This window comes from Pseudomonas sp. FP1154 (assembly GCF_030687245.1).
GTDB classification, from domain to species: Bacteria; Pseudomonadota; Gammaproteobacteria; order Pseudomonadales; family Pseudomonadaceae; genus Aquipseudomonas; species Aquipseudomonas rhizophila.
The window spans coordinates 3,494,067-3,512,744 of the sequence record NZ_CP117465.1 but is presented as its reverse complement, the minus strand read 5'-3'; the positions used below and the strand labels follow the sequence as shown (position 1 = coordinate 3,512,744).

Below are 18,678 nucleotides of genomic sequence, written 5' to 3'. Positions count from 1 at the left end.
GAACCCAGCGTGCGATAACGCGACAAGCTATTGGGTGACGGTAGCGGTTGACCTCACCGATCTCACAGCGGCTGCCTCATACAAGAAGGTCAATAACATGAGTGTATTTACCCCGGTCAATAGCTCCACGGAGCTCAAGCGTGGCGCCCTGGGTGTCGGCTTCATCATCTTCTTCGTGGTTTCGGCGGCGAGCCCGTTGAGTGTCATCGCCGGGGGCTTCCCCATAGGCATCATGCTAGGCAATGGTGCCGGGACACCGGCCTTGTTGCTTCTGGCTCTGCTGGTGTTACTGGCGTTTTCAGTGGGCTACACCACCATGTCCCGACATCTCACCAACGCCGGTGGTTTCTATGCGTTCACCTCCCGAGGTCTGGGGGGCATGGCCGGAGGAGCGGCCGGGGTGCTGGCGATGTTTGCCTACAACATTCTCCAGGTCGGTCTGTACGGCATGTTCGGCGGCGTGGTCAGCGGCACGATGGCCAGCGTCTTCGGCCTGGAGTTGCCCTGGTGGTCCTACTCATTGATGGCGATGGCCAGCATTGCGATTCTGGGTTATCGCAAGATCGACCTGTCGGCGCGGGTGCTGTCGGTGGTGGTCATTGCCGAGTACCTGGCAATCCTGACCCTGGATTTCGCCATTCTGAAAACCGGTGGCGACAGCGGCATCAATCTGGACTCGTTTGATCGCAGCCATGTGTTCAGCGGCACGCCGTCCATCGGCTTGCTGTTCTGCTTCGCAGCGTTCATCGGCTTTGAGGCCACGACTATTTATGGCGAAGAGGCCAAGAACCCGCAACGTACCATTCCGATTGCCACTTACTGCTCGGTATTGCTGATTGGTGGTTTCTACGCGCTGTCGGTCTGGGCGATGGTAGTGGGCGTAGGGGCGGACAAGATTGTGCCCACGCTGCAGGCCTTGCAAGACCCGACGACGTTCATTTATGGCATGTCCGACCATTTCGTCGGCCCGTACCTGACTCAGATTATCCGGGTGCTGTTCATGGTCAGTATCTACGCCGGCCTGCTGGCTTTTCATAATGCAGCGGCGCGTTATTTCTACGCCATCGGGCGTGACGGCCTGTTGCCGCGTCAGTTGGGGACTACCCATCGCGTCCACCAAAGCCCCCATATGGGGTCGGCATTGCAGAGCCTGATCTCTGCCGTGGTCGTGCTGATTTTCGCCGCCATGGATGCCGATCCGATTCTGCAACTTTTTGCCTGGTTTTCCAGCCTGGCGACGCTTTGCGTGATTTTACTGATGGCGATCACTTCGGCAGCGGTATTGGTCTTCTTCCGACGCCACCCTGAGCTCAAGCTGGGCGTTTGGCGTGGGCGGATCTTCCCCGGTTTTTCTTGTCTTGCCCTATTGTCGGTGCTGGTCATCGCGGTCATGCACTTCGATGTGTTGACGGGCGCCAGCAAGGCCTTGTCATACGGTCTCTGCGCGATTATTCCCATGGCCCTGTTGGCGGGTGTGTTTTTGGCGGCCCGACTTCGTAAGGCGTCACCGCAGCGGTACCTGGCATTGGGTAGTCACAAGCTCTGAGTCCCCACGCAGTCCGTTCAACTGAATCTCTGGGCGCCTTGCCATGGATGGCCTGCGACCTTGCAACCAAGCTTGCCGAATAGGCACAAATCACCGGTGCTGGATCATCTACACTGCCTCTTCATCCTCCTGTCCGGGACTGGCAGCCTATGCGGATTTGTTTTTTTGACGGGGCCGATCGCATTGAGCTGGGTACTCGATCCAACCTTGCTGATGGCCAGTCCGCGCTGCGAGAGGGAAGCCCGGCGACCAGGATCGATGTGCGTGAACCGTGGCAGGCAGAGCGCTTTATTCGCCGACATTTTGCCGGGAGCGGTGAAGTAGCCCGTCTGCGCGCGCTATTGTCCGCCCAGGGGATTCTGGTCCATCTGCTGGACGATGACGAGATTCGCCGTCAGGTCGCGGGCAAGCTGTCGAGTGGCGAGTTGTGTGCTTACGTGTCTCCACATCAACGACCGATGCCCGTTCGCCTACCGGCCTCGGGCGCTGTGGAAGCGGTTGTTGCACCGGTGTCCGCCGCGGCTCACAAGCGTGCGCGGGTAAAAGCCTCGTCCGAGTCCGTCAATCCACTTGAGCCGGTTGCGCTGACCTTTGTGGAGATCGAGTTACTGGATATGCAGGGGCAGCCCGTCAGCGGGGAGCCCTACGTCATTGTGCTGCCCAATGGGACCCAGCGCAGCGGTGTGCTTGACGAACTCGGCCGGGCGAGAGCGGAAGGGGTTGATCCCGGCAACTGTCAGGTGACGTTTCCCAAACTCGATCAGCGTGCCGTCGAGCGATGCCGCGGCTCATGAATTGGATCGCAAACGAATGTGCTTCCACGCGGCGTCCAGGTCTTGGGGCATGCCGGCGCGCTTGCGCAGCCCGGTGGCCTTTGGCGTGATCCAGGGCTTCGGCGGGGCTGGCAATTCAAGTGGCGTCACTTCTCGGGGAATGTCGCCCGCTTTCAGCTTGGCGACGGCGTTGGCGATTTTCGTCAGCGTGGTGCGCATTTCAGTGGTGCTGTTGCTGGCATCTTCGTTCCCACAGGCTTGGCAACGGCGGTCGAGCTCAGCGGTAAGCTGTTCAGCATCCTGTCCTATCTTGACCACTTCGTTGCACCAGGGCGCTGTCTGAGTCAGGTTTCGATCCTGGTCGAACGCTTGCGTCACCACCTTGAGTCGGGCGACGACCTGATTGCAATGGGGCGTGAGGTCTTCTGCGAGATCCGGCCCGTATCTATTGAGGTTTCGCCTCATCGCGTCTATCGCATTGCTCCACGTACTCTTGTCGCACTCATAGGTTTCCAGGGCGTTGTAGACATCCAGGAAGTTGCGTTCGTGGGTCAGATAGCCGGCGACGAAAGCCGGGTCGTAACGGGTATAGTTCTTTTGCCACAGGAAAAATTGGGCGTGTTCAGCCATGACTTTTTCCAGGCGATCCCGGCAGACGTATTCGATGTGCGTTTGCTCAAAGCCGGCATTCCATAGCGGAGCATACACCTCAAGGGTGTCGCGCAATGCTTGCAGCGCCTTCATGTCCGCCTTGTAGGTAGCGAGGATGGTCGCATGCAGACTGAGCCGGGGGAGTTCGTGGACGCTGCGGGTGGCCGGGGCTATCCCGCTTTGTGCGGCCTGCAGTTGAGTGATGTGCTCGCGCAACTGCATCACGTGCCGGGCCAGTTCCAGGCTCCAGCAGGCAAAGGCGTCCATTGCCAATCCAGAGAACGGTGCCTGGGGCGTTGTCGAATAGAACAAAAACTCGATAGCGCAGCGCGTTGGATTGTCCGATACCTGATAAGCGTCGGGGTATTTCACCAGGTGGCGCAATGTCGGTTCCTGCAAGGTCTTGAACCACTCTTCTCCACGTTGCCATTTCAGGAATTCGATCGTCAGGTCGAGGCTGTGGGTCATCTCCAGAAAAACCCCTCGCAACATTGTCAGATGCCGCATGCGGGCGAACACAAGCTCCTTGCGGTTCAGACCGAGCACAAGGATATTCTTGCCACCCCTGTCGCTGGTGGGCTGCATTTGTTGGTTGAGGTCATTCAGAGGGGCGGGGATGGCCAGTCCTGTCGCGCAATTGAAGTTGATGTGCTCGCGGGGATTCTCGGTGACAGGATTGATCAACACCGGTTTCTCGGCGTTGTGCGGGTCGTCCCACGCGTCGTGGCGCGGTGGCCTGAACCGGCCCCATTCGCCAATGGCGTCCCAGAACTCATCCTCGGTGTTGAAGTCTTCCAGTCTCGGCGGCGGTTGCGCCAGATTGTCCGGTATCACGTCAAAGTAGTTCTTCTTGTAGGTCTCGTTGCACTCCTTGCATGACCACAAGTGGTTGCTCCAGTCGTACACGTACTGAAAATAACCGAGGTTATCCATTGCCTTGTCGTTCACTGGAACGAAACCGTCGTGGCGTTTTTTCGGCCGGAAATGTTCAACATCCCCGCCTGCGGTGTCCATGAAGCGTGCCTCGCAAAAGGCGCACTTGCCATATTGGTCGACCTTGAGCAGCGCTTTGGCGTGGGGCGGTTTGTATTGGTCGTCATCGATGACGACCTTCACCGAGCCTTTGGGAACACTTTTTGTTTTGGCGGTGTTGGTGCCTTTGGTGCAGAGGACCACCGAAGCGCCAGCCTGGACAGCCTGCAGGACGTTGTTTTTCATGGCATCGTGCGAGCGCTGTAGCGCGGGAGGGGCCGTAGGCGTTTTGCGAACCCTGATCATACGGGGGCCTCGCCGTGGTAGCCGTGGAGCGCGGTGCGTACGGCATCGCTGAGTAAGTCATTGTCGTCGGGCAATCCGGCCTGCATCTTGAACGCACCGATGGCCACACGGGTCGCGTCATCCATCTGACCATCGCAGTCGCCGTTGAAGTAGCCAAGGCCACGCAGGCGCTGCTGCACGCCTTTGAGGGTACTGATCGGGTCGAGCGCGCGCAGCCTTAGATGATAATCGCGGGAGAAGCCGTCAAAGGTTACGCGCACGGTGATGTCGTCGGCGGTGGGCTCCAGAGGCCAGACGATATCGCCGTTGGCTTCGGCTTCGCCACTGCCCAGCAGCGTGTCACCGCGCAATACCTGAAAGTGCCGGGCCAGGCCCTGTCCGGCGAGGGCATAAGGGCGAAACCTGAGCATGGCAGGGGTGTTCAGTACGCGGAAGGTGTGTCTTTGCCCGGTGGCGTTCTGTTCGAAGGTCGCTTTCACACGCGGCGGGACGAACAACGAATCACCCGCCGCGAGCGCCGTCCCGTCCGGGTGTTGACGGCGCAGATCGGCATTGCGCGGGTGATCCCAGAGTGTCTCGCGCGCATGCCCGTAGGCGTAGGCCACACTGTCGACGCTTTCGGTGGCCCCCAGTGTAATGACGATGCCGTCACCGCCCGGGTCCGATCTGGCATTCATACGGTTTCTCCTTCCCTGGAAGTCGCACTGTGGTCATCTGAAGGCAATCGCGCCGATTCAGCAGGCGATTAAAACCTTAGTAGGTTATGGGCGTTTTGGAAGGAGTTCTGACTTGATGAGGTGCCGGTTGTCATTTTGTAAGCGTTTGGTCGCGGTAGGGCTTCTGGCCGATGGCCAGGCTAGCCGACGCTTAACGTCGGATAGCCAGCTGCTCACATCCTGGCGGCACGGTAGTGGGGCAACGAACAGGCGGCCCTCGTCAGTGAGAGTGGCGCGGCTCACCACTGCGGGCAATCACTCTGAGATGCAACGTGGCAGGCTCAAGGCAGCCCCCCGTGGATAGCTGGCCCACCAACTGCCGATACAGCTCCTGCCAGGGCGTTTGCGAAGGCGGGATATTCGGTGTCCATTCGAGTCGGCGCCGGGTCATCTCGGCTTCGTCGATCAGCAGGTTCACGGTTCGTGTGTTCAGATCCACTTTCAGGCGGTCGTTGGTTTTCAGCAAGGCCAGGCCACCTCCCACCGCTGCCTCAGGGGACATGTTGAGGATCGACGGGCTCGCCGATGTGCCGCTCTGGCGCCCATCACCGAGGCAGGGCAGGGAGTCGATGCCTTGTTTGATCAGCGCGGCCGGCGGGGCCATGTTCACCACTTCGGCACTGCCGGGGTAACCCACGGTGCCAACACCGCGGATGACCAGGATGCAGCGTTCGTCGATGTCCAGCGCCGGGTCGTCGATCCGGGCGTGGTAGTCCTCCGGTCCTTCGAACACGATGGCGCGGGCTTCGAAGCTATCCTCGGCACCAGGTTCGGACAGGTAGGTCTTGCGGAACGCTTCGCCCACCACCGACATCTTCATGATCGCGCTGTCGAAGAAATTGCCGCTGAGCACGATGAATCCGGCACGGTGCTTGAGCGGGGTGTCGAATGGGTAGATTACATCGGTGTTGCTGGTCAGGCTGCTGCGCACGATTTCGCCGATGGCCTTGCCGCTGACCGTGGCGCAGTCTTCGTGCAGCCGCCCGGCTTTTTGCAGTTCATGCATGACCGCTGGGACGCCGCCGGCCCGGTGGAAACCTTCACCCAGGTACTTGCCCGCCGGCATGCAATTGACCAGCAGCGGCACGTCCTCGCCGATCCGTTGCCAGTCATCCAGGCTCAGTTCGACGCCCATGTGCCGCGCGATGGCGATCAGGTGTGGCGGACAGTTGCTCGAAGCGCCCAGTGCCGAGGCGACGGCAATAGCGTTCTCGAAGGCCTCGCGGGTCATGATCTGCGAAGGGCGGACGTCTTGCAGCACCAGTTCGCAGATACGCTTGCCGGTGGCATAAGCCATTTGCCCACGTTCGCGGTAGGGCGCTGGAATGCTCGCACAACCGGGCAGCGACATACCCAGGGCTTCGGCCAAGGCGTTCATCGACAAGGCAGTGCCCATGGTGTTGCAGTGCCCCACCGACGGCGATGCCGCAGTGGTCATTTCCATGAAGCCTTCGTAGTCGATCTCGCCGGCGGCCATCAGATTGCGCGCATGCCAGAGCACGGTGCCGGAGCCGATCAACTCGCCTTTGTGGTGACCGTCGAGCATCGGCCCGCCGGACAGGACAATCGCCGGCAGGTCGGTTGTTGCCGCGGCCATCAGGCAGGCCGGGGTGGTCTTGTCGCAACCTGTGGTGAGCACCACGCCGTCCAATGGATAACCATGGAGGATCTCCACCAGCCCCAGGTAGGCCAGGTTCCGGTCCAGCGCCGCAGTGGGGCGGCGCGACTGCTCGGCGATCGGATGCACCGGGAACTCCATGGGAATGCCGCCGGCATCACGAATACCGGCTTTGACCCGTTGCGCCAGCTCCAGGTGATGACGGTTGCAGGGCGTCAGGTCGCTGCCGGTCTGGGCGATGCCTATGATCGGGCGTCCCGATTGCAGCTCTTGGCGGGTCATCCCGTAGTTCATGTAGCGTTCGACATACAGGGCGGTCATGTCGGCGTGGGCAGGATCATTGAACCACTGCTCGCTGCGCAGTCGGCGTTTTGGCGTGTCGGTCATGATTCATTTCTCTCTTGTAATTAGGCGAATCGGCAAACGGTTCTGCGTCAGCGGGCGAGCAACCCCCGGGAGGCGAGATTGCGCAGCAGAGCGCTGACGCCAAAGGTCCAGGGTGCGGCGTCAGAGCTGTGGGTCACCTGGTTATGCAGGCTGCCAAGCAATGGGCTGCTGATACTGACCCGGTCACCCAGTTTGTGGGTAAACCCGCCACCGGCATGATCACGGTCTTCTGTGGGGGCGAACAGGGTACCGAGAAACAGCAGAAAACCGTCCGGGTATTGGTGATTGGCGTTGAGCGTCTGGCCCGCCAGGTCCTGCGGGTCGCGGCTGATCTGGCTCATGGAGCTCGATCCATGCATCCGGTAACCGTCTTCGCCTTGTACCTGCAGATCGACCACGCAGGCCCGCACATCATCCAGGCTGAAGTGCTCGTCGAACAGGCGAATGAACGGCCCGATGGCGCAGGAGGCATTGTTGTCCTTGGCCTTGCTCAGCAGCAGCGCGCTACGGCCTTCGAAGTCCCGCAGATTGACATCGTTGCCCAAAGTGGCGCCGTGGATCTGGCCACGGCTGTTCACCGCCAGCACCACTTCCGGCTCCGGATTGTTCCATTGGGAGCCGGGATGAATGCCGATGCGGCTGCCGCTGCCGACGGCGGCGAGAACCGGTGCCTTGGTGAAGATTTCCGCATCCGGGCCGATGCCGACTTCCAGATACTGCGACCACATGCCCTGTTCGATGAGCAAGGCCTTCAGGCGCATGGCCTGCTCCGAGCCTGGCACGATCGAACGCAAGTTGTCGCCGATCACGCTTTGCACGGTGGCGCGTATGGCTAGGGCTTTCGTTGAGTCGCCGCCGGCCTGTTCCTCGATCACTCGCTCGATCATGCTGGCGGCGAAGGTCACGCCGGCGGCCTTGATGACTTGCAAATCCAGGGGTGGCAACAACGACGGTTTGGACGGGTCGGCGTCGAGGCCGGTGTTGGCCAGCAGGGCCTGGACAGTGGTGATGAAGGTACCGGGTGTCTGCCGCACCGCAGCCAGTGGTGATTCTGTTTCCAGCAAGTCACTCAAGGTCGCAAAACGCTCCGACAGATCAAACACCCCGTCGCTGCGCAGCACAATGGGCGAAGGCCCGGCAATCCGGCCCGGCACCCAGGCGCGACCAATCAGGGTGCCGGCCACGCCATCGACCGGCAGGGTATTTTCGGGAGTAAGCAGTAGCGACATGGAAAGGTTTCCTGATTCGTAAAGCCTTCACGCTAGGGTGGGTGGTCGATAAACTCCAATGAGATATATTCAGTATTTGATAACGTCAGGTTATTGCTGATCCGAGGAACGCCCATGTCAGATCTGTCCTTTTCCAGCGTCTGCGGCTGGCTCAAATTTCGCCACCTGATGTTGATCGATACCTTGGGGCGCACACGCAATATGCATTTGGCTGCCCAGCAGATGAACCTGAGTCAGCCGGCCATCAGCAAGATGCTCAAGGAAATAGAAAGCCTGCTGGGCTTTGCATTATTCGAACGGCTGCCCCGAAGCATGCCGCCCACGGCGCTGGGGGAGCATGTGTTGCGTTATGCGCAAATCGCCTTGAATGATGCACGTTCGTTCGTTGAGCAAATCAGCAGCCTGCGCGAGGGCGGTCACGGTTATCTCAAGGTCGGCGGGATTTTCGCCGCCACGGCGGTGGCCTTGCCCGAGGCGATCCTGCAGATCAAGCAAAGGTGGCCGCTGCTATCGATTGAAGTCGTTGAGCAGACCAGTAACCATTTGATGGAGATGCTCGAAGAAAAAACCCTTGATCTTGCGGTGGCCCGCTTTACCGATCAAAGCCAGCAGCAACGCTATGACTTCCAGGCGTTGGCCCCGGAGCCGTTCTGCATCGTGGTCAACAGCCGACATCCGCTGGCAAACGCGGGGCCCACTTCCTTGCAGCAACTGGTGGACCTGCCCTGGATTCTCTACCCGGTAGGCACACCGATTCGTGCACGCATGGAACTGGCCTTTGCCGAGGCCGGGGTGGGGATGCCGCGCAACACTATCGACACCATCTCTATGCAGACTTTCCTCCAGGTTCTACAACGCGGACCCATGATTGGCATGCTGCCCAATGCCATGGTCAACCCGCTGCTGGAAAGCGGCCAGTTGATAACCCTCGATACGCCCTTGCACCTGGTGCCGCAGGATTACGGCATCCTCACGCGCAAGGGTGAGCAACTGGTGGGGGCGGCGCTGGAGTTCGCTGACATTCTCAAGGAAAACGCGCGTCTGGCTGCCACATCGTCCACTCAAGAAAGTCGGTGAATCTGCGGGAGCAAGGCTTGCCCGCGATGCCGGCGCCTCGTACTCGCTGACCGCGTCGTCTTCATCGCGGGCAAGCCTTGCTCCCACAGATAAATCTCCTCGGCACAAGTTCGGCACCGGCCGAGGGTTATCTCGATAACGACTCGTTATCAGTTAATCCAAAAATGCCATTGGGAAAGAATCAATTCCCGACAGTAGAGTGACCCACTCAATAAAAACAATCAGGCATGCCCACATGCCCAGGGGTGACCTCATGCAAACCGTATCCGAGCATTTACCCGCGCAGTCGCAAGCCAGTGAACTCGATTTTGAGGACCGGACCTACCGCAAGGTTATCTGGCGCATCCTGCCGGTCCTGCTCTTGTGTTACATGGCTGCCTACCTCGACCGGGTGAACATCGGTTTTGCCAAGCTCGATATGCTCAACGAGCTGCAATTCAGCAACACCGTGTATGCCTTGGGCGCCAGTATGTTCTTCTGGGGCTATTTTCTCTTCGAAGTGCCCAGCAACCTGTTGCTGCATCGCTTTGGCGCACGGTTCTGGATCGCCCGGATCATGCTCAGTTGGGCGGTGATCTCCATGGCCGTGGCCTACACCGTGCCGCTGGCGGCCTTCTTCCACCTCGAATCGAGCACGATGTTCTACGTGCTGCGTTTCCTGTTGGGCATCTGCGAAGCGGGCTTTTTCCCTGGCGTGATTCTCTACCTCAATTACTGGTTTCCGACCCACCGGCAGAGCCGGGTGATGTCCGGCTTCCTGCTGGCACTGCCGGTCAGTCTGACCTTGGGTGGCATTCTCTCCGGTTGGCTGATGAACAGCATGCAAGGGGTGCAAGGCCTGTCCGGCTGGCAATGGATGCTGCTCATTGAAGGCATCCCTTCGATCATCATGGCGTTTGTGGTGATCGTCTGTCTGGCCGACAACATCGATAAAGCCAAATGGCTTAGCGTCGCGGAAAAAGCCATGCTCAAGGCCAATCTGCAAACTGACAACCAGGGCAAGGCCACACGGCTGAGCGAAGTGTTTTTCAACCCTCGGGTGTGGTTGCTGGTGCTGATTCTGCTGACCTTCAATACCGGCTTCTACGGCCTGGCGTTCTGGATGCCCTCGATCATCAAGAGCACCGGTATCACGAACAGTTTGCACATCGGTTTGCTGACCGCCATCCCGTACTCGGTGGCAGTGGTGGCGATGCTGCTCAATGCCCGGCACTCCAACCGCACCGGTGAGCGGCGCCTGCACGCGGCGATCCCGGCGTTCATTGGCGGCGTCGGCTTGATCCTCAGTGCCTTCTTCGCTGACAACCTGGTGTTGTCCGTGCTTTTCCTCAGCGTCTCCGCCTCGGGAATCCTCAGCTTGATGCCGATTTTCTGGACCTTGCCGGGGACCGTGCTGTCGGGCGTCGCCGCCGCGGCCGGCATCGGCATGATCAACGCCATCGGTAACCTGTCGGGGTTCACCGGTTCGATGATCACCGCCGTGGCGGAAACCCTCACGGGCAACATCAACAACGGCACCTATGTACTCGCCCTGTGTCTTTTGGTCAGCGGCGGACTGATCCTGGCCATCCCTGCCTCGATGCTCGGCAGGACTCCCAAGCACGCCGACACGGCAGTGCAACTGGAGACTGCATGAATCTGCAAAATAAGCGGGTGTTGGTGACGGCAGCGGGGCAGGGCATTGGTTTGGCCAGCGCCATTGCTTTCGCCCGAGCCGGGGCCGAGGTGTTCGCCAGTGACATCGATATCCATGCCCTCACTGGCATTGAAGGGATTACTGCCATCAACCTGGACGTCACGTCGACCGTTGCCATCAGCGCTGCCTGCGAGCGTATCGGTGGGCTGGACGTGCTCTTCAATTGCGCCGGTTACGTTCACAGCGGCAACATCCTGGAGTGCGACGAAGCCGCCTGGGCGCGTTCGCTGGACCTCAACGTCACGGCCATGTACCGGATGATCCGCGCATTTCTGCCAGGCATGCAGGCGCGGGGCGGCGGTTCGATCATCAACATGTCGTCGGTGGCCTCCAGCATCAAAGGCGTGCCCAACCGTTTTGCCTATGCGGCCAGCAAGGCGGCGGTAGTGGGCTTGACGAAGGCTGTGGCTATCGACTTCGTCACTCAGGGCATCCGTTGTAACGCCATATGCCCTGGTACCGTGGACTCGCCGTCGCTCCGACAGCGCATCGCGACCCAGGCTGCGCAACAAGGTGTGGATGAGACACAGGTTTATCGGCAGTTCCTCGAACGTCAGCCCATGGGCCGTATCGGCAGTACCGAAGAAATCGCGCAGTTGGCCGTGTACCTGGGCAGCGATGCGTCGAGCTTCACCACCGGTGGCGTGCATGTTATCGATGGCGGCATGAGTATCTGAACCCGGTTTTCACTTTGAATCTGAACAGGAGAACTCCATGAAACTGTTGCGTTACGGCGAAAAAGGTTCGGAGAAACCCGGCCTGCTGGATGCCGATCATCAGATCCGCGACCTGTCGGGCCATGTGCCGGACATCGCCGGACAGGCCCTGGGCCCGGACAGCCTGGCAGCGCTAGCAGCCCTCGATCCGTACAGCCTGCCCCTGGTTGCCGGCCAGCCTCGGATCGGTGCCTGTGTCGGGCAGGTCGGCAAATTCATCTGCATCGGCCTGAACTATGCCGACCATGCGGCCGAGTCGAACATGGAGGTGCCGAAAGAGCCGATCATCTTCAACAAGTGGACCAGCGCCATCTGCGGACCGAACGACGACATCCAGATCCCGCGTGGCTCACTCAAGACCGACTGGGAAGTCGAACTTGGCGTGGTCATCGGTAAAGGCGGTCGTTACATCGACGAAGCCAACGCCCTGGAGCATGTCGCCGGTTATTGCGTCATCAACGACGTGTCAGAGCGTGAGTGGCAACTGGAGCGCGGCGGCACCTGGGACAAGGGCAAAGGCTTCGACACCTTTGGCCCTCTTGGACCGTGGTTGGTGACCCGGGACGAAATCGCCGACCCGCATACGCTGGATCTGTGGCTGGAGGTCGACGGGCACCGCTATCAGAACGGCAATACCCGGACGCTGATCTTCAGCGTGCCGCAACTGATTGCCTACCTGAGCCGCTGCATGAGCCTGCAACCCGGCGACGTCATCTCGACCGGCACACCCCCCGGTGTAGGCTTGGGCATCAAGCCCAACCCGGTGTTCCTGCGGCCGGGCCAGACCATGCGCCTGGGGATCGAGGGCCTGGGTGAACAGCGTCAAGTCACGGTGCAGGCGGACTGACGGCTGGGCTCGCTGCCGTCTTCGCGAGCAGGCTCGCTCCCACAGGGGGAACGCGGTCTCACCAAGAAACAGGTCGGCTGTCAGGCCGCCTCGCGACGGACGTTGATCTCGGCGCCCCGTTAACCACGCTGGCCGAACGCAGGCATTGTGGAGTGGGCATCCCGGCATGGATGCCGGGATAGCCGCGCTGGGCCATGGATGGCCCTTCGCGGCGGGCCCACGGAGCAATGTCTGCGTTCGGGCATGCCGAGCCTAGGCGAGGCACCGAGTGGTGGGGCAAAAGCGTTTTGCTTACTTTTGCGCTTCTCAAAAGTGAGCCGCCGTAAGGGCGGAACCCTAAGTAGCCGTTACCGCAGCAATGGATATGTACTCGTGAACAAGGCCAGCTGTAAGGCCGCTATCGCGAGCAAGCTCGCGATAGCGGTGCTCCGGCCCAGCCTCACTTGGAATCAACTCGCCTGACACGCTTCATCACCACCACGAAAAACACCGGCACGAACACCACCGCCAGCGTGGCGGTGATCATCCCGCCGATCACCCCTGTGCCGATGGCCTGCTGGCTCGCCGAGCTGGCACCGCTGGCAATCGCCAACGGCACTACCCCAAGGATGAAGGCCAACGAGGTCATGATGATCGGCCGCAGGCGCAAGCGTGCGGCCTCAAGCGTGGCGTCGATCAGGTCGTGGCCGTCGTCGTACAGGCTCTTGGCGAACTCGATGATGAGGATCGCGTTCTTTGCCGAGAGACCGATGATGGTGATCAGCCCGATCTTGAAGAACACATCGTTGGGCATGCCGCGCAACGACACGGCCAGTACCGCACCGAGCACACCCAGCGGCACCACCAGCAGCACCGAGGTCGGGATCGACCAGCTCTCGTACAGCGCCGCCAGGCACAGGAACACCACCAGCAGCGACAGGCCCAACAGGATCGGCGCCTGGCTGCCGGACAAACGTTCCTGCAAGGACAGCCCGGTCCATTCCTGGCCCAGGCCTGTCGGCCCCTGGGCCACCAGCCGTTCGATTTCGGCCATGGCTTGCCCGGTGCTGTAGCCCGGTGCCGGTTCGCCGGAAATGCTCACCGCTGGATAACCGTTATAGCGGGTCAGTTGTGCCGGTCCCTGGGTCCAGCGAGCCTGGACGAATGCCGATAACGGGACCATCTTCCCGCTGTTGTTGCGCACGTGGATCTTCAGCAAATCCTCGACCTGGCTGCGCTGATCACCCTCGGCCTGGACCACCACCCGTTGCATGCGGCCCTGGTTGGGGAAGTCGTTGATGTAGGCCGATCCCACCGCCGTGGACAACACGCTGCCGACATCGGCAAAGGAAATGCCCAGGGCATTGGCTTGCTTGCGGTCGACCTCCAATTGCACTTGCGGCGCTTCGGCCAGGGCGCTTTCGCGCACATTCATCAGCATCGGGCTTTTCTCGGCGGCGGCGAGCAATTCGCTGCGGGCCTGCATCAAGGTGGCATGGCCGAGGCCACCCCGGTCCTGCAAACGGAACTCGAAACCGCTGGAAGTGCCCAGGCCATCCACGGGCGGTGGCAGCACCGAGAAGGCCATGGCGTCCTTGATTTGACCCAGCGCCAGGTTGGCACGGTCGGCAATCGACGCTGCCGAATCCTCGGCACCGCGTTGCGACCAGTCCTTGAGGGTGGTGAAGGCCAGCGCCGCGTTCTGGCCACTGCCGGAGAAGCTGAAACCGAGGATGATCGTGCTGTCGCCGACCCCCGGCTCGCCGGCGTTATGGGCTTCGATCTGCTCCACCACCTGCACCGTACGGTGTTTGCTGGCACCCGGCGGCAGCTGGATGTCGGTGATGGTGTAGCCCTGGTCTTCCACCGGCAGGAACGAGGAGGGCAGGCGACTGAACAGCAGGCCCATGCCCACCAGCAGCACGCCGTAGATCAGCAGATAACGGCCGCTGCGTTTCAGCGCATAGGCCACCCAGCCTTGATAGCGGTCGCCGAATCGATCGAAGCCACGGTTGAACCAGCCGAAGAAACCGCTTTTGGCGTGGTGATCACCTTTGGCGACTGGTTTGAGCAAGGTCGCGCAAAGCGCCGGGGTCAAGGTCAGGGCGAGAAAGGCCGAGAACAGGATCGACGTCGCCATCGACAGCGAGAACTGCTGGTAAATCACCCCCACCGAGCCCTGCATGAACGCCATCGGAATGAACACCGCCACCAGCACCAGGGTAATGCCGATGATGGCACCGGTGATCTGCCCCATGGCCTTGCGCGTGGCCTCCTTGGGCGACAAGCCTTCCTGGGCCATGATCCGCTCGACGTTTTCCACCACTACGATGGCGTCGTCCACCAGGATGCCGATGGCCAGTACCATGCCGAACATGGTCAGCACGTTGATCGAGAACCCCAGCGCGAGCATCGTCGCGAAGGTGCCCATCAACGCCACCGGCACCACCAGGGTCGGGATCAGGGTGTAGCGGATGTTCTGCAGGAACAGGAACATCACCGCGAACACCAGCAGCATCGCCTCGCCGAGGGTATAGATCACCTTGGTGATCGAGACTTTGACGAATGGCGAGGTGTCGTAGGGAATCTTGTATTCCACCCCAGCCGGGAAGTAGCGCGACAGCTCGTCCATCTTGTTGCGCACCAGGGTCGCGGTGTTCAAGGCATTGGCCCCCGGCGACAGTTGCACGGCCACGGCGGTGGACGGCTTGCCGTTCAGGCGCGTGGAGAACTGGTATTCCTGGCTGCCGATTTCCACCCGGGCCACATCGGCGATGCGCACCGTCGAGCCATCGGGGTTGGCCTTGAGCACAATGTCGGCAAACTCCTGGGGCGTGTTGAGCTGGCCTTTGACGACGATAGTCGCGGTGATTTCCTGAGTGCTGCGGCTCGGTAATTCTCCCAGGCTGCCCGCCGACACCTGGGCGTTCTGCGCCACGATGGCGGCATTGACGTCGGCCGGGGTCAGGTTGAAGCCGACGAGTTTCTGCGGATCGATCCAGATCCGCATGGCTCGCTCGGCCCCGTACAGCTGGGCCTTGCCGACACCGTCCAGGCGCTTGATCTCGTTCATCACGTTACGCGCCAGGTAATCGCTGAGCGCCACGTCGTCGAGCTTGCCGTCGCTGGAGGTGAGGGTGATCAGCAGCAGGAAGCCAGCGGAGACTTTGTCCACTTGCAAGCCCTGCTGCGTGACCGCTTGCGGCAGGCGCGATTCCACTGCCTTGAGGCGGTTCTGCACGTCGACCTGGGCCAGTTCCGGGTTGGTACCGGGTTGGAAGGTTGCCGTGATAGTGGCGCTGCCCAGGCTGCTTTGGGATTCGAAATACAGCAGGTTGTCGGCGCCGTTGAGTTCCTCCTCGATCAGGCTGACCACGCTTTCGTCCACGGTTTGCGCCGAAGCGCCCGGGTAGACGGTGTAGATCTCGATTTGTGGCGGGGCCACGACCGGGTACTGCGCCACCGGCAACTGTGGAATGGCCAGGACACCGGACAACAGGATGAACAAGGCGACGACCCAGGCGAACACCGGACGGTCGATGAAGAATTGCGGCATGGCTTAGTGTCCTGCCTGTGGCCCGGGAACCTGGGCGAGGGGGAGTGGGGAATCGTCGATCCGGACGTGCTCGCCGGGGTGGGCGTGTTGCAGACCTTCAATGACGATGCGGTCGCCGGATTTCAAACCCTGCGTGACGACCCAGCGATCGTTTTGCGCGGCGCCCAGTTGCACCGGTTGCAGGCTGACTTTCTGCTCGGCGTCCAGCAGCAACACCTGGGCGACTCCGGCGCTGTCGCGCTGAATGGCCCGTTGCGGCACGGTGATGCCTTGGTTGTTGATCGCCTGTTCGAGGCGCACACGGATGAAACTGCCCGGCAGCAGGTCCAGGTCCGGGTTGGGGAACTCGCTGCGCAGGGTGATCTGGCCGGTGCTCGGGTCGACGCTGAGGTCGGTGAACAGCAACTTGCCGGGCAGCGGATAAGGGTTGCCGTCGTCCTGGATCAAGGTGGCCTTGGCCTGGTCCTGGCCGACCGCTTGCAAAAAACCTGCGCGAAAGGCGCGGCGCAGGTCGTTGAGTTCGCGGGTCGATTGCGTGAGGTCGGCGTGGATCGGGTTCAGTTGCTGGATCAACGCCAAAGGCGTGCTTTCGTTTTGCCCGACCAAGGCGCCCTCCGTCACCAGGGGCGCGCCCGATGCGCCCGGAAATCGGCGCGGTCACCGTGGCATAGCCCAGGTTCAGTTTCGCCCGTTCCACCGCAGCCTTGCTGGCAGCGACGTCAGCGGCGGTCTGGCGCACGCTGGCCCGGGCGTTGTCGTAGTCCTGGCCACTGATCGCCTTGTCATCGATCAACTGCGCGTAACGCTGGGCTTGCAAGCGGGCCTGGAACGCATTGGCCTCGGCCTTGCGCAACGCCGCCTCGGCACTGTCCAGGTCAGCCTTGAACGGCGCCGGATCGATGCGAAACAGCACATCGCCCTGCTTGACGTCGCGGCCCTCATGAAACACCCGTTGCAAGACCACGCCGGCCACCCGCGCCCGGACTTCGGCAACCCGTGGCGCGACGATCCGGCCGCTCAGCTCGTTACTGATCGACAGGGGCCGGGCCTGGACGGTTTCGACACGCACACTGGGCAGCGGGGCGGCGGCTTGCGGGGTCGAGGCGCTATCACAGCCACTGAGCAGCAGTGCCCCGACCAACAGGCCCAGTGTGACGAAAGGAATCTTGGACATGGTACTTCCCCACTATTGAGCCGCCCATGGTAGGGATCCAGGCTCATGGCAGGGGTGAAGCTTTGTAGGCGCTCTGTGAAATTGTGTAATCACTTAAATACGAAAGTGCCCCACCAACTGCTGTTGATGGTTGGCCATGGCATGCAACGAGTGGCTGGCCTGTGAGGCTTCCTCCATCCGGCTACTCAAGGTCTCGCTGATCCCGCGAATGTCACTGACGCGATGGCTGATGTCTTCCACGACAGTGCTTTGCTCCAGGGCCGCGCTGGCGATCTGTTGGTTCATGTGTTCGATCACTTCCACGGCGTCGGTGATGCGCTGCAGCGCCACATGGGTCTTTTCGACTTGAGTGACGCTGTCCCTGGCCTGTTCTCGGCTCAGTTGGGTGCTGTGCACGACCTCCTGGCTCAATTGTTGTAGCGCTTCGATCACCGTGCGTATCTGCTCGACCGAGTTCTGGGTGTTGCTGGCCAAATGACGAACTTCGTCGGCTACCACGGCGAAGCCGCGTCCCTGTTCACCCGCCCTGGCCGCTTCGATGGCGGCATTCAAGGCCAGCAGGTTTGTCTGTTGGGCAATGGCGCAGATCACGTCCAGCACTTGGCCGATGTGTTGGCTGTTGCCGGCCAGCGCCTGCACTTGTTCTAGGGTGGTTTCCAGGCGTCGGTCGAGGCTGTCGATGCTGTTGACCGCGTTGGCGAACAATTCCCGTCCCGATCGACTTGCGTTTTCGGCGACGGCGGCGGCATCAGCGGCCTGGTGGGAATGACGGGCTACTTCCTGGGCGCTGGTGCTCATTTCATGCAGGGCGGTCGCTGCCAGTTCGACTTCCCGGTACTGCGTATGCATCCCCGCACTGACTGCCCGGGCCACCTGCGCCGACGTATCGGCGGTGTTGCGGGTGTCCAGGGAGGCTTGCTGGATATCGCGGATAATGGGCTGCAACTTGTCGAGAAAGCGGTTGAAGCCCTGTGCCAGATGGCCCAATTCATCGTGACGGTCGTTGGGCAAGCGCTGGGTAAGGTCACCGTCGCCTTCGACAATCGCATCGAGCATATGCGCCACCCTCAGCAGCGGCCGGGTCACGCCGTAAGCAGTGAGCCAGATGAGCAACAGTCCCAAGCCGGCAGCCAGCAATCCCAGGCTGAGGTTGAACCAGTTGGCCTGGCGATGCTTGTCGTCCAACTGGGCCTGCATGTGCAGGGCTGGCGCTTGTACAAGCGTTTCAGGCACGCGTATCTGCAATTGCCAGGGCGCATTGGCGGGAACGGTTTGCACGGCTTGCCGAACGTCGACCGAGGTGCCGTCAACCGCGCCGCTGTGGCCGGCAATTTGCCCGGATGGGGAAAGAATGTTGATTTCGCTGTGACCGGGGTACAAGTCGTTTGCAAGGCTGGCGGCGAGTTGCTGAAGGGTATCGAGGCTGATGTCCATG

At 61.1% G+C, this 18,678-nt stretch carries 12 protein-coding genes and 2 pseudogenes; 6 read left to right on the top strand and 8 right to left on the bottom strand.

The features are described from left to right. Positions 1-97: 97 nt before the first annotated feature. Positions 98-1,546, top strand: coding sequence for an APC family permease (locus tag PSH91_RS15805; RefSeq protein WP_305466131.1), 1,449 nt, complete (start codon positions 98-100; stop codon positions 1,544-1,546). 149 nt (positions 1,547-1,695) lie between these two features. Further along, positions 1,696-2,340: a hypothetical protein gene (locus PSH91_RS15800; protein WP_139049780.1), complete on the top strand. Its 645-nt coding sequence runs from the start codon at positions 1,696-1,698 to the stop codon at positions 2,338-2,340. Here the strand turns inward: PSH91_RS15800 and PSH91_RS15795 are convergent. The 4 genes from PSH91_RS15795 to PSH91_RS15780 all read right to left on the bottom strand — a co-directional run bounded on the left by PSH91_RS15795 (position 2,335) and on the right by PSH91_RS15780 (position 8,198). Beyond that, positions 2,335-4,188: a protein Hnh gene (locus PSH91_RS15795; protein WP_240539568.1), complete on the bottom strand. Its 1,854-nt coding sequence runs from the start codon at positions 4,186-4,188 to the stop codon at positions 2,335-2,337. The genes PSH91_RS15800 and PSH91_RS15795 overlap by 6 nt on opposite strands. Before the next feature lie 56 nt (positions 4,189-4,244). Continuing rightward, positions 4,245-4,925, bottom strand: a complete 681-nt coding sequence (locus PSH91_RS15790) for a peptidoglycan-binding protein (protein WP_305466130.1) — start codon at positions 4,923-4,925, stop codon at positions 4,245-4,247. A gap of 259 nt (positions 4,926-5,184) precedes the next feature. Continuing rightward, a complete protein-coding gene (locus PSH91_RS15785) occupies positions 5,185-6,969 on the bottom strand; it encodes an IlvD/Edd family dehydratase (RefSeq protein WP_305466129.1) in 1,785 nt (594 codons plus the stop codon). Positions 6,970-7,016: 47 nt separating this feature from the next. After that, positions 7,017-8,198: a fumarylacetoacetate hydrolase family protein gene (locus PSH91_RS15780; protein WP_139049784.1), complete on the bottom strand. Its 1,182-nt coding sequence runs from the start codon at positions 8,196-8,198 to the stop codon at positions 7,017-7,019. A 114-nt stretch (positions 8,199-8,312) separates the two neighbouring features. On the opposite strand from PSH91_RS15780, the gene PSH91_RS15775 reads away from it, so the two are divergent. The 4 genes from PSH91_RS15775 to PSH91_RS15760 all read left to right on the top strand — a co-directional run bounded on the left by PSH91_RS15775 (position 8,313) and on the right by PSH91_RS15760 (position 12,534). Beyond that, complete coding sequence (locus PSH91_RS15775; RefSeq protein ID WP_139049785.1) at positions 8,313-9,275, top strand: LysR family transcriptional regulator; 963 nt, start codon at positions 8,313-8,315, stop codon at positions 9,273-9,275. A gap of 253 nt (positions 9,276-9,528) precedes the next feature. Beyond that, on the top strand, positions 9,529-10,911 hold the full coding sequence (locus PSH91_RS15770; protein WP_160894357.1) for an MFS transporter: 1,383 nt from the start codon (positions 9,529-9,531) through the stop codon (positions 10,909-10,911). Then, on the top strand, positions 10,908-11,648 hold the full coding sequence (locus tag PSH91_RS15765; protein WP_160894359.1) for an SDR family oxidoreductase: 741 nt from the start codon (positions 10,908-10,910) through the stop codon (positions 11,646-11,648). Before PSH91_RS15770 ends, PSH91_RS15765 begins: the two co-directional genes overlap by 4 nt. Before the next feature lie 37 nt (positions 11,649-11,685). Next, a complete protein-coding gene (locus PSH91_RS15760; RefSeq protein ID WP_305466127.1) occupies positions 11,686-12,534 on the top strand; it encodes an ureidoglycolate lyase in 849 nt (282 codons plus the stop codon). A 439-nt stretch (positions 12,535-12,973) separates the two neighbouring features. On the opposite strand, the gene PSH91_RS15755 is transcribed toward PSH91_RS15760, so the two are convergent. The 4 genes and pseudogenes from PSH91_RS15755 to PSH91_RS26775 all read right to left on the bottom strand — a co-directional run. Then, complete coding sequence (locus PSH91_RS15755; RefSeq protein WP_305466125.1) at positions 12,974-16,069, bottom strand: efflux RND transporter permease subunit; 3,096 nt, start codon at positions 16,067-16,069, stop codon at positions 12,974-12,976. A 3-nt stretch (positions 16,070-16,072) separates the two neighbouring features. Next, a pseudogene (locus tag PSH91_RS15750) lies at positions 16,073-17,243 on the bottom strand (efflux RND transporter periplasmic adaptor subunit). A 93-nt stretch (positions 17,244-17,336) separates the two neighbouring features. Then, the gene (locus tag PSH91_RS26780) at positions 17,337-18,041 is read right to left on the bottom strand and encodes a methyl-accepting chemotaxis protein (protein ID WP_370695199.1); all 705 of its coding nucleotides are present in this window, start codon (positions 18,039-18,041) and stop codon (positions 17,337-17,339) included. Positions 18,042-18,242: 201 nt separating this feature from the next. Continuing rightward, positions 18,243-18,299 (bottom strand): annotated as a pseudogene (locus PSH91_RS26775) (hypothetical protein); the annotation flags it as partial. Positions 18,300-18,678: the final 379 nt, after the last annotated feature.